17 protein-coding genes are annotated in these 15209 nt (G+C 32.4%); 2 read left to right on the top strand and 15 right to left on the bottom strand.

What is annotated here, in order from left to right; all coding sequences use genetic code 11:
• Positions 1 to 5: 5 nt before the first annotated feature.
• The 14 genes from C7J89_RS08300 to C7J89_RS08235 form a co-directional block, all read right to left on the bottom strand.
• Positions 6 to 989: an alpha-ketoacid dehydrogenase subunit beta gene (locus C7J89_RS08300; RefSeq protein ID WP_103295136.1), complete on the bottom strand. Its 984-nt coding sequence runs from the start codon at positions 987 to 989 to the stop codon at positions 6 to 8.
• Complete coding sequence (locus C7J89_RS08295) at positions 982 to 1983, bottom strand: thiamine pyrophosphate-dependent dehydrogenase E1 component subunit alpha (protein WP_061854611.1); 1002 nt, start codon at positions 1981 to 1983, stop codon at positions 982 to 984. The genes C7J89_RS08300 and C7J89_RS08295 overlap by 8 nt, the downstream gene beginning before the upstream one ends.
• Before the next feature lie 13 nt (positions 1984 to 1996).
• Positions 1997 to 3418, bottom strand: coding sequence for a dihydrolipoyl dehydrogenase (lpdA, locus tag C7J89_RS08290; RefSeq protein ID WP_103295137.1), 1422 nt, complete (start codon positions 3416 to 3418; stop codon positions 1997 to 1999).
• Between the two features lie 398 nt (positions 3419 to 3816).
• Entirely contained in the window at positions 3817 to 5490 is a 1674-nt protein-coding gene (gene recN / locus C7J89_RS08285) for a DNA repair protein RecN (RefSeq protein WP_061854609.1), read from the bottom strand.
• A 20-nt stretch (positions 5491 to 5510) separates the two neighbouring features.
• Entirely contained in the window at positions 5511 to 5963 is a 453-nt protein-coding gene (gene ahrC, locus C7J89_RS08280) for a transcriptional regulator AhrC/ArgR (RefSeq protein WP_048793615.1), read from the bottom strand.
• A gap of 372 nt (positions 5964 to 6335) precedes the next feature.
• Positions 6336 to 7214 (bottom strand): polyprenyl synthetase family protein, encoded by an 879-nt coding sequence (locus C7J89_RS08275; RefSeq protein WP_103296098.1) that lies wholly within the window; start codon positions 7212 to 7214, stop codon positions 6336 to 6338.
• Positions 7195 to 7431: an exodeoxyribonuclease VII small subunit gene (locus C7J89_RS08270; protein ID WP_061854607.1), complete on the bottom strand. Its 237-nt coding sequence runs from the start codon at positions 7429 to 7431 to the stop codon at positions 7195 to 7197. The genes C7J89_RS08275 and C7J89_RS08270 overlap by 20 nt, the downstream gene beginning before the upstream one ends.
• Complete coding sequence (gene xseA / locus C7J89_RS08265) at positions 7421 to 8761, bottom strand: exodeoxyribonuclease VII large subunit (protein WP_103296097.1); 1341 nt, start codon at positions 8759 to 8761, stop codon at positions 7421 to 7423. The genes C7J89_RS08270 and xseA overlap by 11 nt, the downstream gene beginning before the upstream one ends.
• A 14-nt stretch (positions 8762 to 8775) precedes the next feature.
• A complete protein-coding gene (gene nusB / locus C7J89_RS08260; protein WP_061854605.1) occupies positions 8776 to 9162 on the bottom strand; it encodes a transcription antitermination factor NusB in 387 nt (128 codons plus the stop codon).
• A 125-nt stretch (positions 9163 to 9287) separates the two neighbouring features.
• Complete coding sequence (locus C7J89_RS08255) at positions 9288 to 9665, bottom strand: Asp23/Gls24 family envelope stress response protein (protein WP_103296096.1); 378 nt, start codon at positions 9663 to 9665, stop codon at positions 9288 to 9290.
• An 11-nt stretch (positions 9666 to 9676) separates the two neighbouring features.
• Positions 9677 to 11038, bottom strand: coding sequence for an acetyl-CoA carboxylase biotin carboxylase subunit (accC, locus tag C7J89_RS08250; protein WP_103296095.1), 1362 nt, complete (start codon positions 11036 to 11038; stop codon positions 9677 to 9679).
• Positions 11038 to 11511, bottom strand: a complete 474-nt coding sequence (gene accB, locus C7J89_RS08245) for an acetyl-CoA carboxylase biotin carboxyl carrier protein (RefSeq protein ID WP_103296094.1) — start codon at positions 11509 to 11511, stop codon at positions 11038 to 11040. The genes accC and accB overlap by 1 nt, the downstream gene beginning before the upstream one ends.
• Before the next feature lie 206 nt (positions 11512 to 11717).
• The gene (efp, locus tag C7J89_RS08240; RefSeq protein ID WP_061854601.1) at positions 11718 to 12275 is read right to left on the bottom strand and encodes an elongation factor P; all 558 of its coding nucleotides are present in this window, start codon (positions 12273 to 12275) and stop codon (positions 11718 to 11720) included.
• Between the two features lie 28 nt (positions 12276 to 12303).
• On the bottom strand, positions 12304 to 13362 hold the full coding sequence (locus C7J89_RS08235) for a M24 family metallopeptidase (RefSeq protein WP_061854600.1): 1059 nt from the start codon (positions 13360 to 13362) through the stop codon (positions 12304 to 12306).
• A 103-nt stretch (positions 13363 to 13465) separates the two neighbouring features.
• On the opposite strand from C7J89_RS08235, the gene C7J89_RS08230 reads away from it, so the two are divergent.
• Both C7J89_RS08230 and C7J89_RS08225 read left to right on the top strand, forming a co-directional pair.
• A complete protein-coding gene (locus tag C7J89_RS08230) occupies positions 13466 to 14047 on the top strand; it encodes a hypothetical protein (protein WP_106884406.1) in 582 nt (193 codons plus the stop codon).
• 26 nt (positions 14048 to 14073) lie between these two features.
• A complete protein-coding gene (locus tag C7J89_RS08225) occupies positions 14074 to 14292 on the top strand; it encodes an SA1362 family protein (protein ID WP_061854598.1) in 219 nt (72 codons plus the stop codon).
• A 64-nt stretch (positions 14293 to 14356) separates the two neighbouring features.
• Here C7J89_RS08225 and C7J89_RS08220 read toward each other — a convergent pair whose 3' ends face one another.
• Entirely contained in the window at positions 14357 to 15187 is an 831-nt protein-coding gene (locus tag C7J89_RS08220) for a lipoate--protein ligase family protein (RefSeq protein ID WP_061854597.1), read from the bottom strand.
• Between the last annotated feature and the right edge of the window lie 22 nt (positions 15188 to 15209).

Genomic DNA, 15209 nt, shown 5'->3' with positions numbered 1-15209 from the left:
CCTCCTTAGAATTCTGCAAGCTCACGCATTTTTGTTTGAATCTTGTCAGGATTAATCATAAACTCATCTTCCATTGTTGGTGCAAATGGCATTGATGGAACATCTGGACCTGCAAGACGCATAATTGGCGCGTCTAAATCGAACAGGCAATTTTCTGCAATAATAGCAGCAACTTCAGACATTACACTTCCTTCTAAATTGTCTTCAGTCACTAATAGTACTTTACCTGTTTGTTTAGCACGATCAATAATTGTTTCTTTATCTAGTGGATAAACTGTTCTTAAATCTACAACTTCTACATTTATACCATCTTCGGCTAACATGTCTGCTGCTTGAATACAGTAATTAACACATAAACCATATGAAAATACTGTAATATCGTCGCCTTTACGCTTAACATCTGCTTTACCAATAGGCACAGTGTAATATGATTCAGGAACTTCTTCTTTTAATAAACGATAAGCCTTTTTATGTTCAAAATATAATACCGGATCATTAGATTCAATTGAAGCCAATAATAAGCCTTTAGCATCATAAGGTGACGATGGAATGACTATCGTTAATCCTGGTGTTGAAGCAAAAATGCTTTCTACACTTTGTGAATGGTATAAGGCACCATGTATGCCGCCACCAAAAGGAGCTCTAATTGTAATTGGACAATCCCAATCGTTGTTTGATCTATATCTAACTTTGGCAGCTTCACTCATAATTTGGTTAGTTGCAGGTAAAATATATTCAGCAAATTGAATTTCTGCAATAGGTCTTTTTCCTAACATAGCTGCACCGACAGCTGTACCAACGATATTTGATTCGGCTAATGGCGTGTCAATAACACGTTCGATGCCGTATTTTTGTTGTAAACCTAAAGTTACGCCAAAAACGCCGCCTTTTTTACCTACGTCTTCACCAAGAATAAAAACATCTTTATCTTTTTCCATAGATTGATCTAAAGCATTGTGAATCGCATCTAAATAAGTTAACTTAGCCATTTAAAAAGCTCCCTTCTTCGTAAACATAGTTATAAGTTTCTTCTGGTGATGGATAAGGTGCTTTTTCTGCTTCTTTAGTTGCTTGGTTAACGATTTCTTTATGTTCTTGTTCAATTTGAGCCAACCATTCATCATCAATTATATTTTCAGATAATAAAAATGACTTGAATTTGACGTTACAATCTTCTGATTTTAGTCCTTCACGTTCTTCTTGCGGACGGTAACCACTATCGTCATCATCTGATGAATGGGCAGTCATACGTGTGCACATCGCTTCAATTAGTGTAGAACCGTCACCATTTAACGCTCTATCACGTGCCTCTTTCATTACTTTATACATAGCAATTGGGTCATTACCGTCTACGTGTTCGCCGTGTATACCATAACCAATAGCTCTATCGGATAATTTTTCAGCACCATATTGTAAACTATCTGGAACGGAAATTGCATATTTGTTGTTTTCAATCACACAAATAAAAGGTAATTTATGTACTCCAGCAAAGTTTAAGCCTTCATGAAAATCACCTTGGTTTGAAGTGCCTTCACCTAATGTACACATTGCAATATTTTGCTTTTTATCCATTTTTAAAGATAGCGCCGCACCGACGCCTTGAAGTACTTGAGTTCCCACTGGTGAACTTTGAGATAAAATACCTAATTTTTTATTACTAAAGTGAGCAGGCATTTGTTTACCACCAGAATTTATATCGTCTCTTTTACCAAACGCAGATAGCATAGTGTCTAATGGCGTCATACCTAAATATGTCACTAAAGCTAAATCTCTATAATAAGGAGCTGAAATATCGCCCTCGCGCATAGCAAATGCCATACCAATTTGCGCTGCCTCTTGTCCCTGACAGCTAATCACAAACGGAATTTTACCCGCTCTATTTAACAACCATAAACGTTCATCCAGTTTACGTCCTAAATCCATCCACTTAAACATTGCTTTTAAGTCGTCTTCATTAAGACCCACTGATTTATAATCAAACATGAAATTTCCTCCTTTATACGTGAATTGATCTATTTTCTACTTTAAGACCTAATTCCATTAATACTTCAGATAATGACGGATGCGCATGAGTAGTTAAACCAAGTTCAAGTGTGGAACCATCCATAAATTGTAGTAACGATACTTCATTAATCAATTCTGTAACATGCGGTCCAATCATATTTAGTCCTAAAACACTTTCTTCATTTTGATCAATCACGATTTCACAAAAACCATTTTGGTTATTTGTATCTTCGATTACTGCTTTACCAATAGCTTTAAATGACACTTTAAATGCTCTAGCTTTGTATCCTTGTTGCTTTGCCTCATCAATATTTAAGCCTATAGAAGCAACTTCGGGTTGCGTATAAACACAACGTGGCATTTTATTATAGTCTAACGGTAATGGCTGTTGATCAGACATATGTTCAACGGCAATCATACCTTCTTTTGAACCTACATGAGCTAATTGTAATTTTCCTATACAATCCCCAGCTGCATATATGTGTTTATCATCAGTTTGTTGATATTCATTAACAATAATGTGTCCTTTATCAGTTGTTTTTATTTTAGTGTTATTTAATCCAATATCTTCAGTTCTAGGTTTTCGTCCTATAGAAACAAGTACTTTATCCACTGTGAGTTGTGAATCTTCTAAATTGAATGTCACTGACTCGTTATCAACTGTAACCTTTTCTTCTGTTAATTGCGTGTTTTCATAAAATTTAACGCCTTTATTTGTTAATTCGGATTTTAAAGTATTGGCTATATTTTTACTTTCGGTCGGTAAAATGCGTTCGCCAGCTTCTATAACGCTAACTTCAACACCGAAGTCATTCATTAGCGATGCAAATTCTAAACCTATTACGCCACCGCCGATAATAGCTAAAGTATTAGGTAATTGTTCTAATGCTAAAATGTCACTACTAGATAAGATTGTATTGTGATCAAATGGTAAAAATGGTAATGAGATAGGTTCAGACCCTGTGCAAATAAGTACATTTGAATTAGGAATTAAATCTGACTCGCCATCCTCATACTCGACCGATATTGTACCGCTTTGAGGAGAAAATATAGATGGACCTAATATTCGTCCAGTGCCATTAAATACATCGATTTTGTTATGATCCATTAAGTGATTTACACCATTATGCATTTGATTAACGATATCGTTTTTACGTTGTTGAATATTTTTGAAATTAAGTTTGAAATTATCAACATCTATCCCAAATTCACTTGAGCGTTTAACTGTATCCATCACTTCTGCAGATTTTAGTAATGCTTTAGTAGGAATACATCCTTTATGTAAACAAGTGCCTCCTAGCAAATTATTTTCGACTAAGGCAACTTTTTTACCAAGTTGTGATGCGCGAATAGCTGAAACATAGCCCGCTGTTCCGCCTCCTAAAATCACTAAATCATATTTTTCTTCTGACATTTTTGTGCTCCTAACTTAACGTTGTTGATAAGATATCATTTATAAATTCAATGATATTAATTTTATAAGTTTTAATGTGTTCAACTTAAAATGAGCAACAACGGTTACTTAACTAATTTTAAAAAGTTTTCTAATTTCTATTTCGTACCTACTATAGTTTAACTTATACGCTCATTATATAAAAATAATAACATTTAAATATATTATTAAGGGGAGCGAGAAATATACATTTTTAAGTTAATTTACTAAACTTTTCAGTTTTATTATAGTATGTGAGATGTAACATTTAGTGAAAAATTAGTACTAGGTACTAATTTAATTTCATAATATTCCTTATAAAACGTAAACGAGATAAACTTTAGTAATTTACGTTTTATAAGGAGAATAAGAAATACTAATTAATTACTATTTTGTTCTAACATTTCTTTGGCATTTTGTCTCGTAATATCTGTTACGCTAGCACCTGAAATCATTCGTGCAATTTCATCGATACGCTCATCATCTAAAAGCTCTTTTACTTTTGTAGTTGTGCGGTCATCATTTGATGCTTTGCTAATTAATAAATGATGATCACTCATCGATGCGACTTGAGGTAAATGAGAAATACAAATAACTTGAATATGTTGAGCAATATCTTTCATTTTCTCAGCCATTTTTTGTGCTGCTTGACCTGACACACCTGAATCTACTTCATCAAATAAAATTGCAGTTTGTCCTCGTGATTTAACAAAAATAGTTTTCAGAGCCAACATAATTCTTGAAAGTTCACCACCAGAAGCAATTTTATTCAAGCTTTTAAGAGGTTCACCTTTATTTGGACTAATAAGAAATTCAACAAATTCTATACCTTCATTATTAGGTTCATCTAAAGGTTTGAAAGAAATTTCCAAATTGGCATCTTTCATTTGTAAATTTTGAATTTCTTCTACAATATGGTCTCGTAAAGTTTGTGCTTCTTTGCGTCTTTCTGTAGAAAGTTTTTTACCAATAGCAATGACGTCATTATATAAAGCTTCAATATCTTTACGTAGTTGTGAAGTACTTTCTTCATAATTTTCGATTTTATTAATCTCATGTTCTATCTTTTCTTGATATTTAATAAGTTCAGGAATATCTTTGCCATATTTACGTTTTAAATTGTTTAATAAATTCATTCTAGATTCTAATTCATTTAAATACTGTTCATCAAATTCTGTATTTGTTAATTCATCATATAACTGATGCTTAGCATCATCTAGCGTGTAATAAAATTGATCAACATTTTCTTTTAATTCAGCGTATTTGCCTGGCAAGATTTCGTCTATGGCACTTAATTGATTACTTAAGTCATACAGTCTATCAGTTATAGCATGTTCGTCTGTTAATGTAATATGTGCATTATTTAATGCGAGACTTAGGTTCTCTGAATTTTGAATTCGTTTAATGTCTTGCTCAAGTTGCTCAGATTCACTTTCATCTAAATTCGCTTCTTTCAGCTCGTCATTTTGGAATTTAAGCAAATCCAAACGTTGAAGTAATGCTTGGTCGGCATTTTCTAAATCTTGTAATTCTTTTTTCTTAGTTTTATATGCTTGATATGTTTGCGTGTAGTCAGATAATAAATTTTCATAACGACCCTCAGCATAGTTATCTAATAATTGTAAATGATATTTTTGTTTTAGAAGTGTTTGTGTTTCGTGTTGGCCATGAATATCTAACAATTCTTGCATTACTTTTCTTAAATCTTGTAGCGTCACAATTTGGTTGTTGATACGACACATACTCTTTCCAGTGCTAAATATCTCACGTTTAACGATGAGAAAGTCTTCCGTGGTATCAATTGATAAGTCTTCAAGAATTGTAATTGCTTCTTTACTATTATCTATATCAAATATTCCTTCTATAATTGCTTTTTTTTCACCATGTCTTACAAAATCTGAAGATGCTCTTATTCCAATAAGTTGACCTATCGCATCAATTATGATCGATTTACCTGCGCCAGTTTCACCACTAAGCACTGTCAAGCCATCACTAAAATTAATTTCAAGTTCGTCAATTATTGCAAACTGCTTAATTGATAAGGTCTGTAACATAGTTGTATCACTTCCTAAAACTATAATAAGTTAAAGATTCTAGTTTTGATATTTTCGCTTGCATCAGCATCACGACATATAATTAGACAAGTATCATCGCCACATATAGTGCCTAAAACTTCTTCCCATGCTATTTGATCTAAAATTGCACCGATGGATTGCGCATTACCAGGTAAAGTTTTAAGGACAAGTAAGTTTTCAGTACCATCTATATTTACAAAGGAATCCATTAAATAACGGCCTAATTTTTCTAAAGGATGATATTTTCTATCGTTTGGAAGACTATAAACATATTGGCCTGTCGGTGTAGGTACTTTAATTAACTGTAGTTCTTTAATGTCACGAGAAACAGTTGCTTGCGTAACATTTAGTTCATAGTCATTTAGACGCTTTACTAATTCATCTTGTGTTTCTATCTTTTCATTTGAGATTATTTCTCTTATTTTTATATGCCTTACTGATTTTTTTGCCATAACAAACACCTCTAATTACGAATATTTATACATTGATTTTACCATAAGCATGATTTATCTACTACTAAAGACATTAGCAGTAATCTTCTTATGAAATTTTACAGTTAATTGTGTTAGAGCATAATAAATGCAGTTTTTGACTATGTAAAATAATGTTGTATCAATGTGTAATATGCAACTTACATGAATATTACATGTATAAAATTGGTTCTTTTAATACAAAGTCACACAAAAAGGTTAAGATTACATAGGCATAATGACGTTTATTAGATTTTAATAGCATGCATAAATCTAATATTAAAACATTGTATACAAGAAATATAGTAAAAATAATATTTCTTGTATAATCGCCTATAATCTCAACCTAAAATACTATGATTCTCTATTGATAAATAATTCAATAATATATTTAAGAGATGAAGTATCATATTGATCAGGTAATTGGGTCAAACAGTTATATGCAGCATCCGTATGGTATTGTAATTTTTGTTCGGCACCTTCTAAACCTAATAATGAAACATAAGTGCTTTTATCATTTTCGATATCACTACCTACAGATTTACCTAATTTTTGTTCATCACCGTATACATCTAACAAATCATCTTTAATTTGGAACATCAAACCAATATGGTCGCTGTAATCGCTTAACGCGCGAGCAACTTTTTCATCTGGTTGTGCTATATCTACTGCGCCCATTACAGCGAATGAAATAAGTGCGCCTGTTTTAGCACGGTGAATTTGCTCTAAAGTTGTAACGTCAATTGCTGTATTCTCACTTTGCATATCTAAGGTTTGACCACCTACCATACCGAAATGACCACTAGCAGATGACAAACGTTTGATTAATTTAATTTTAACACTATCAGATAATAATTCGTCGTGAGAAACTACTTCAAATGCTTTAGTTAATAGCGCATCTCCAGCTAAAATTGCTTTCCATTCACCATAAACTTTATGATTTGTTAATTTACCTCTACGGTAATCGTCATTATCCATAGCTGGTAAATCATCATGTATTAATGAGTATGTATGAATCATTTCCACACCTAACGCTGGTGCAAGTCCTTTTTTGTAATCATTTGTTAGCATATCTAAAGTTAATAAAAGTAAAACAGGTCTAATTCGTTTACCACCGGCAGTTAGGGAATAAGTCATACTTTCTTCTAAGTTAGTTCCTAAATTTGATGTAGTTATAGCGTGAGTTATTGCAGCATCGATTTCAGAAATATATTTATCCATCAATTTTTTCATTGTTTTGTTCCTCGTCTGTGTCATCTTCTTCTTTTATTAACTCATTCACTTTATTTTCAGCATTTTTTAATGTTTCTTCGCATGATGCTGATAATTTCATTCCACGCTGATATAAATCTAACGATTCTTCTAACGAAACATTTTCGTTATCTAACTTTTGAACGATTGATTCAAGTTCTTCCATCATTTCTTCAAAACTTTGCTTTTTATTCGTCATCTTCGCACCTAACTTTCTGTACTTTTGCATCAACAGTACCGTCTTTCATGGTTAAAACGATGCTATCATTTTCTGATAAATCTTTAGTACTTGTAATTACCTGTTGTTCTTTATTAACTATAGTATACCCACGTAACATTGTATTTGTAGGACTTAAAGTATTTAAGTTTTCTAATTTATTAGCGAGATTTTGCTGTCTTAAACTAATACTATTTTTTAAAACTTTAACGAGCTCTTGTTGTTTCTGAGAAGTAACTTTTTGATATCTTTCAATATCTAATTTGAATTTTTTTAAATTAAATTTACTATCCAGTAATTGTAAACGTTGCTGAGAACGACTAATCAACATTGTGATGGAAGCATTTAATTGTTTCTCAAGGTCATCTCGTTTTTGAATTTGTTGGTCATAAAGTAATGATGGTGTTTTAAATTTGTAGTATGAAGACGTATGTTCTAATTGTTTGCGCTGTTGCTGAATAAACTGATTAATATTACGCGTTAAAAATAATTTAACCTGTGCAATTTGTTGATACAGTTCTTGTTGATCAGGTGTAGCAATTACCGCAGCTTGTGTAGGAGTGGCTGCTCTAACATCTGCGACAAAATCACTCAATGTAAAATCGGTTTCGTGACCAACGGCTGAAATTACAGGCGTGTCACAATTAAAAATTGCTTTAATTACTTCCTCTTCATTAAAGTTCCATAAATCCTCTATGGAACCACCACCACGGCCAATAATTATAGTATCTACATCTAATGTGTCTGCATATTGTAATTTTTCAATAATATCTTGTTTTGATTGTTCGCCTTGAACTAACGTATTAATTTGTACTTGTTCGACTAGTGGATATCGACTGTTAATAGTCGAATGAATATCTCTTATTGCTGCACCAGTGCCTGCAGTTAACACAGCTATTCTTTTAGGGAATTTAGGTATCGTCTTTTTATGTTCTTGGTTAAAGTAACCCGCTTGAGTTAATTTTTTCTTAAGTGCTTCTAATTTTTGATAAAGATTTCCTATACCATCAATTTGCATCTTATTGACATATATTTGATAATTGCCTCTTCTTTCATAAACAGATACTCGTGCTTCAATAAGAACTTCGTCGCCCTCTTTGGGTTCGAAATCTAAGTTGTTCGCAGCACCTTTAAACATCATAGCATTAATTACGCTGTTTTTATCTTTTACGTTAAAGTACATATGACCGCTTGAATGTTTCTTAAAATTAGACAATTCGCCCTTGATAAGAACAGACTGAAGGTGTGGGTCTTGGTCAAATTTATATTTTATATATTTAGTTAATGCAGAAACACTTAAATAATCGGCCATAGTTTATCACTCTTTTATTCAATATTGCTTAAAACACCATTAATAAATTTATAATGGTCGTCGTCGCTAAATTGTTTTGCAAGTTCTACTGCTTCATTAATTACAACTTTTTGTGGTGTTGAGCTGTTTAATAGTTCGAATGTCGCCATTCTTAAAATGATACGATCGGTTTTTAATAATCTATCAATTGTCCATTCTTTTAGATGGGGTTGGATTTTATCATCTAACACTGGTTCATGATCTTTTACGCCTGTAACCAACCAATGAATAAATTCAAAGTCTAAATCCTCGTTATCATCTTTAATGAAGTCTATTGCTTCTTCAATTGATAATGAGTTATCTTTTATTTCAATTTGAAATAACGTTTGGAAGGCTTGCATTCTTGATTCTTTTCTACTCATGTTATGCTCCTTAAGTCAAGTTAATGTCTAAGTTAATACTAAGAAAGAAGTCTGCAAAGATTATAGCATGTAGAACAATCTATAACACTTTCATACAGACTTATTTTTTATTTAACTGTTAACTATTATTTGTTGTTATTCACTTGCTCAGTAGCAATATGTGAAATGTGTATGTTTATTTGTTCTGGTTCAATAGAAGTTAGTGATTTTAAAGAATTATATACAGATTGTTGAATATTTTTTGCAGTTTCAGCAATATTCACGCCATATTCAAAAGCGCAATAAATATCGACATAAACTGAATTATTTTCAATTGCAATTCTTAAACCTTTATTTAACTGTCTTTGAGTAATTGTGTCAAAATCAGCATTTTTTAGCTCTTTAAAATGACCATGTAATCCATCAATTTGTGAAGTTGCAATGCTCACTGTTCTTGCAATAACTTCTGTTGATATTTCTATTTCACCTAGATTGGTTTGAGCTTGTTCTGAAATCTTTACCATATACAGACCTCCTAGTTAGATTCATCTGTATCCATGATATTATGTTCTTCTAAAAACTTAGTATTAAATTCGCCGCTTCTGAAGATATCATTATTTAATAAACGAATATGGAAAGGAATCGTAGTATCTATACCTAAGACGACAAATTCTTCTAATGCACGAATAGCACTCATTATCGTTTCTTCTCTAGTAGGTTGATGGACTATAAGTTTCGCTACCATAGAGTCATAATATGGTGGAATTGTATAATTAGTATAACAAGCTGACTCAATACGTACACCAAAACCACCAGGAGTTAAATATTGTGTTATTTTACCAGGTGACGGCATAAAGTTTTTGTATGGATTTTCAGCATTTATTCTAAACTCCATAGCATGTCCATTAATAGTAACGTCTTCTTGAGTAAATGGAATTGCTTCACCCATTGCTACTTTTAATTGTAATTTAACTAAATCAATACCAGTTACCATTTCAGTTACTGGATGCTCCACTTGAATACGCGTGTTCATTTCCATAAAGTAGAAATTATTTGAATCTAAATCAAATATAAACTCTATAGTGCCGGCATTTTCATAGTTAACGGCTTTGGCTGCTCTGACGGCGGCATTACCCATCTCTTCACGCTTTTCTTCTGAAAGAATTGGTGAAGGTGCTTCTTCGACTAATTTCTGCATACGACGCTGAATTGTACAGTCCCTTTCACCTAAATGAATAACGTTACCATGTTTATCGCCAATTATTTGAATTTCTATATGTCTAAAGTTTTCGATGAATTTTTCTAAATATAATCCACCGTTGCCGAAAGCAGTTTCAGCTTCTTGTTGTGTCATTTTGTAGCCGTTTTCTAGTTCTTTTTCATTACGAGCTACACGAATGCCTTTACCGCCACCACCAGCAGTAGCTTTAATAATTACCGGATAACCAATATCAGAAGCAACTTTCTTAGCATCATCAATAGACTTTATAAGACCTTCGCTACCTGGTACTACTGGTACATTCGCTTTTTTCATTTCTTCTTTAGCAATATCTTTAATACCCATTTTTTGAATTGATTCATAACTTGGTCCAATAAATTGTAATTGGCAAGCTTCACATAACTCAGCAAAATCTCCGTTTTCAGCTAAAAAACCGTATCCGGGATGTACGCCATCACAACCAGTTGAAGTTGCGATAGAAAGAATATTTGGTATGTTTAAATATGAATCTTTAGATTGGGTAGGACCAACACAGTATGCTTCATCAGCAATTTGAGTATGTAATGCATCTTTATCCCCTTCAGAATAAATAGCAACTGTTTGTAGTCCTAATTCATGGCATGCGCGGATAATGCGTACAGCAATTTCTCCACGGTTTGCTATTAATATTTTCTTCATTATTTCACCTTAAATAACGGTTGGCCATACTCTACCATTTGACCGTCTTCTACTAATATTTCAACAATTTCCCCGGTAACTTCGGCTTGGATTTCATTAAATAGTTTCATAGCTTCTAAGATACATACAGTCGTATCATTTGAAACTGAATCTCCGACTTGTACATATGCGCTTTCTTCTGGTGATGGTGATTTATAGAAAGTCCCAACCATCGGTGCGTTAATTGTTTTACCACTCGTATCCGCAGCGCCATTCGCAGTGTTGTCGACATTATTAGCCGCAGCAGGTGCAGTAGCAATTTCTTGTTGAGGAGCTACTTGTTGCATTGGTTGCTGTGATATTTGTGGAGTGATTATTTCAGTTTCTTTTTCTTTTTTTAAGTTGACTACATTGCCTTTATCTTCAATGTTAATTTCAGTTAGACTCGATTGATCTAAAATTTCTATTAATTCCTTTATCTCTTTAAAATTCATAAAAATAACTCCTTCAGAATGTTTTCATCTACTTTGTTTATTTTACTCGAGTGAAAATATCAATTCAAGTATATATAAGTACAGAACAACATTTTAAAGTAATTTTACCACTTTAAAATGTGCCGTCTATGTATTTTTTACAAAATAAAACCTTTCCAACCTTCTAATTTCGATTGGAAAGGTTTTAATATTATATTAAGTAGTTTTTATCCTCTTGAAATGTAACTACCATCACTTGTATTAATTACAAGTACGTCACCTTCATTAACGAATAAAGGAACGTTTAAAGTATAACCAGTTTCAACAGTTGCAGATTTAGTAGCACCTGTTGCTGTATCACCTTTAATACCTGGTTCAGTTTCAGTTACTTGTAACTCAACAGTTTTAGGTAACTCGATACCAATAGTTTCGCCTTCATAACTTTGAATTTGAACTTCCATGTTAGCTTTTAAATATTTTAATTCGTCTGCTAAATAGTCTGCTGCTAATTCAGTTTGTTCAAAAGTTTCATTATCCATAAATACGTGCATATCACCATCAGCATATAAATATTGCATGCGACGGTTTTCGATCATAGCTTGTTCTACTTTTTCGCCTGCACGGAATGTTTTTTCTTGGATAGCTCCAGTTCTTAAGTTACGTAGTTTTGAACGTACGAACGCAGAACCTTTACCCGGTTTTACGTGTTGGAAATCAATAACTTTCCAAATACCGTTATCTACTGATATTGTTAAACCTGTTTTAAAATCATTAACCGAAATCATTCAGTTTCCTCCTCAACTTTACGCTCTTCTATAAAATAATAAGGTCTTTTGTGCATTTAGTAAAGAGTTCACAACCATTTTCTGTTATTAAAATGTCATCTTCGATTCTAACTCCACCTAAACCATCAACATAAATGCCAGGTTCAATTGTAACACAATTATTTTGTTGCAATAAGCTATCAGATTTTTTAGATAGTGCTGGACCTTCATGAACATCCAATCCAATACCATGACCTAATGAATGTCCAAAAGCTTCACCGTATCCCTGTTCAGTAATGTAGTCTCTAGCAACGGCATCTAATTCTTTACCTGTTATTCCAGCTTTTGCAGCTTCTATACCTTTTTGGTTAGCAGTTAACACGATTTGATAAATTTCTTTCATTTTCTCGTCTGGTTCGCCAATAGCAAAAGTACGTGTTATATCTGAAGAATAACCTTTGTAATAAGCACCAAAGTCTAGTGTGATTAATTCTCCTTGCTCGATTACTTTTTCGCTCGCTACGCCATGTGGTAATGCGCCACGATAACCAGAAGCTACGATCGTATCAAATGAAGTACCTTCTGCACCAAGCTCTAGCATTTTACTTTCTAATTTGGCTTTTAACTCTTGTTCAGTCATACCACTTTTAGCTATAGATAATACATATTCATATGTTTCGTCTACAATTTCAGCTGCTTTTTGAATGATTGCTATCTCATTATCATCTTTAACTTCTCTAATTTTTTCAATAGCACCACTTATGCTTATTAGACTAACGCTAGATTTACTTAATTGTAAATATGTATCATAGCTTACTAAATTTCCTTCAAAACCAACGTTTTCTAGTCCTAAATTTTTAATTTGTTGTTTGACTTCATCAATTAAACCACCAGTTTGTTCGATGATTTTAAATTCAGTTGCTTGTGATGTTGCCTGTTCAATATATCTAAAGTCAGTAATTAAGTATTGATGGTCTTTGGTAATAACTAAAGCGCCACTCGTACCAGTGAAACCTGATAAATAACGTCTATTAAAGTCCGACAGTACTACGACACCATCTAAATGTTTTTCTTCAATATATGTATTCAATTGATTTAATCTACTCATAATACATCCCCCTATTCGATAAATTTGTACATTTTTTCTTTATACATTAAAATGATAGCATAAATACATACAATAATTATAGTTTTTAAACTAGGAGATAATAATGAAAAAGAAAATCATTTCAATCATAGCGGCTACATCGTTATTAGCAGGATGTGGTAGTCAAAATTTAGCCCCATTAGAGAAAAAATCGAGTAAATTACACGATGAAAATCATAAGTTAAAATCCGAAATTCAAGATTTAAATCAACAAATCTCATCTCAAAATGAAAAAATAAGTTCTCTGAAAAAAGATAAAGATGACGTTAAAAAAGCTAAAAGCAATAAAAACAAAGCATCCTATTTGAAAGCATCTTCTAACTATTATGATGATATTACTGAAGTGATTAGAAATTATAAAAATATTGAAGATGATATTACCAAAAATAAAGGTGACAACAAAATTCAAGAGAAAATTGAAAATGTAACAAATGATGCAGATAAAGCTTATTCTAATTATTCAACAAACATTGATAAAGGAGAAATGTCATCGTCTGACAAATCTACTGATAAAAGTATTAAAAATTTAGATAAAAAACTTACAAGTGCATTAGAAACGATTAAAGATGGTTATGCTGCAAAAGATAAGAAAAAGATTCAAAAAGGACAACATGCTCTTTCAAATGTTAATATAAATAGTAATTAGCCTTGAAGTAATTTGGGAGGAATTAAATGAAACGAGTTTTATTTTATATAGTTATTGCGATTGCAGCATTTGGACTATTTATGAATTTAGATGATTTTGTTTTTGGTCTTGTGAAAATGCTCGTCAGTTTCGCTATAATAGCTGCAATCATTTATGGTATATATTACTTCTTCTTCTTAACTGAAGATCAAAGAAAATATAAAAAAGCAGTACGTAAAGCTAAAAAGCAGCATAGAAAACGTTAAAAACTTTAAAGTAAATTAAAAAGAGAACTTTACATCAATCTTGTAAAGTTCTCTTTTAATGTTATTATTTACGGTAATTCCACTCATCAGATTTATATTTTTCTATAAGTTCGTTTACTTCATTTTGTTGTTCAGACGTTAAAGTTAATGGTTTGAATTCTATATTTAAGCCTTTTTTAAATCCAGCTTCAAAAGCTTCTTCCATTTCTGGAATAGTGATATGTTTAGTAGCGATATCATTGATTGCTACAGCTTTATCTACAAATGCTTGTTTCATTTTCTCTTTTAATCTGTCATTTTTAAAGATGAACATATCAAATAAGTCATCAATATCAACATCTTGCAATAATGAACCGTGTTGCAAAATAACGCCTTTTTGTCTGACTTGCGCACTACCAGCAATTTTGCGCCCTTCAACAACTAATTCGTACCAACTTGGCGCGTCGAAACATACAGCGCTTCGTGGTTGTTTTAATTTTTCACGTTCTTCTTTAGAACGTGGTATTGCAAAATAAGCATCGAAACCTAGCTGTTTGAATCCTTCTAAAAGCCCTTCTGAGATCACTCTGTATGCTTCTGTAACGGTCGATGGCATATTCGGATGTGATTCAGGCACTATCACACTATAAGTAAGTTCTTTGTCGTGTAATACTCCTCTACCACCTGTTTGACGTCGAATTAGGCCATAACCTTTCTCATTAACCTTGTCGACATCAATTTCTTTTGTTAACCTTTGGAAATAACCTACAGATAATGTGGCTGGATTCCAAGTGTAAAATCTAATAACTGGATCAATTTCGCCCCTAGAAACAAAATTCAATAAAGCTTCGTCCATTGCCATGTTGTAATATGGGTCGTTACTACCAGTGTTAATAAAATGCCATGTTTCAGTCACTATAAAAACTCCAATCATATTT

Origin of the sequence: Staphylococcus kloosii (assembly GCF_003019255.1) — a bacterium.
Taxonomy (GTDB): domain Bacteria; phylum Bacillota; class Bacilli; order Staphylococcales; family Staphylococcaceae; genus Staphylococcus; species Staphylococcus kloosii.
Note: the sequence above shows the minus strand (reverse complement) of the source record. Positions and strands in the feature narration are given on the sequence as shown.

What these genes read in the sequence shown, in the direction of transcription:
- efp (WP_061854601.1), bottom strand. Translation starts at nt 12,275, where the DNA reads ATGATTTCGGTTAATGATTTTAAAACAGGTTTAACAATATCAGTAGAT.
- accC (WP_103296095.1), bottom strand. Translation starts at nt 11,038, where the DNA reads ATGAAGAAAATATTAATAGCAAACCGTGGAGAAATTGCTGTACGCATT.
- lpdA (WP_103295137.1), bottom strand. Translation starts at nt 3,418, where the DNA reads ATGTCAGAAGAAAAATATGATTTAGTGATTTTAGGAGGCGGAACAGCG.
- xseA (WP_103296097.1), bottom strand. Translation starts at nt 8,761, where the DNA reads ATGGCCGATTATTTAAGTGTTTCTGCATTAACTAAATATATAAAATAT.
- nusB (WP_061854605.1), bottom strand. Translation starts at nt 9,162, where the DNA reads ATGAGTAGAAAAGAATCAAGAATGCAAGCCTTCCAAACGTTATTTCAA.
- accB (WP_103296094.1), bottom strand. Translation starts at nt 11,511, where the DNA reads ATGAATTTTAAAGAGATAAAGGAATTAATAGAAATTTTAGATCAATCG.
- C7J89_RS08235 (WP_061854600.1), bottom strand. Translation starts at nt 13,362, where the DNA reads ATGAGTAGATTAAATCAATTGAATACATATATTGAAGAAAAACATTTA.
- C7J89_RS08230 (WP_106884406.1), top strand. Translation starts at nt 13,466, where the DNA reads ATGAAAAAGAAAATCATTTCAATCATAGCGGCTACATCGTTATTAGCA.
- C7J89_RS08275 (WP_103296098.1), bottom strand. Translation starts at nt 7,214, where the DNA reads ATGAAAAAATTGATGGATAAATATATTTCTGAAATCGATGCTGCAATA.
- ahrC (WP_048793615.1), bottom strand. Translation starts at nt 5,963, where the DNA reads ATGGCAAAAAAATCAGTAAGGCATATAAAAATAAGAGAAATAATCTCA.
- C7J89_RS08225 (WP_061854598.1), top strand. Translation starts at nt 14,074, where the DNA reads ATGAAACGAGTTTTATTTTATATAGTTATTGCGATTGCAGCATTTGGA.
- C7J89_RS08300 (WP_103295136.1), bottom strand. Translation starts at nt 989, where the DNA reads ATGGCTAAGTTAACTTATTTAGATGCGATTCACAATGCTTTAGATCAA.
- C7J89_RS08295 (WP_061854611.1), bottom strand. Translation starts at nt 1,983, where the DNA reads ATGTTTGATTATAAATCAGTGGGTCTTAATGAAGACGACTTAAAAGCA.
- C7J89_RS08255 (WP_103296096.1), bottom strand. Translation starts at nt 9,665, where the DNA reads ATGGTAAAGATTTCAGAACAAGCTCAAACCAATCTAGGTGAAATAGAA.
- recN (WP_061854609.1), bottom strand. Translation starts at nt 5,490, where the DNA reads ATGTTACAGACCTTATCAATTAAGCAGTTTGCAATAATTGACGAACTT.
- C7J89_RS08270 (WP_061854607.1), bottom strand. Translation starts at nt 7,431, where the DNA reads ATGACGAATAAAAAGCAAAGTTTTGAAGAAATGATGGAAGAACTTGAA.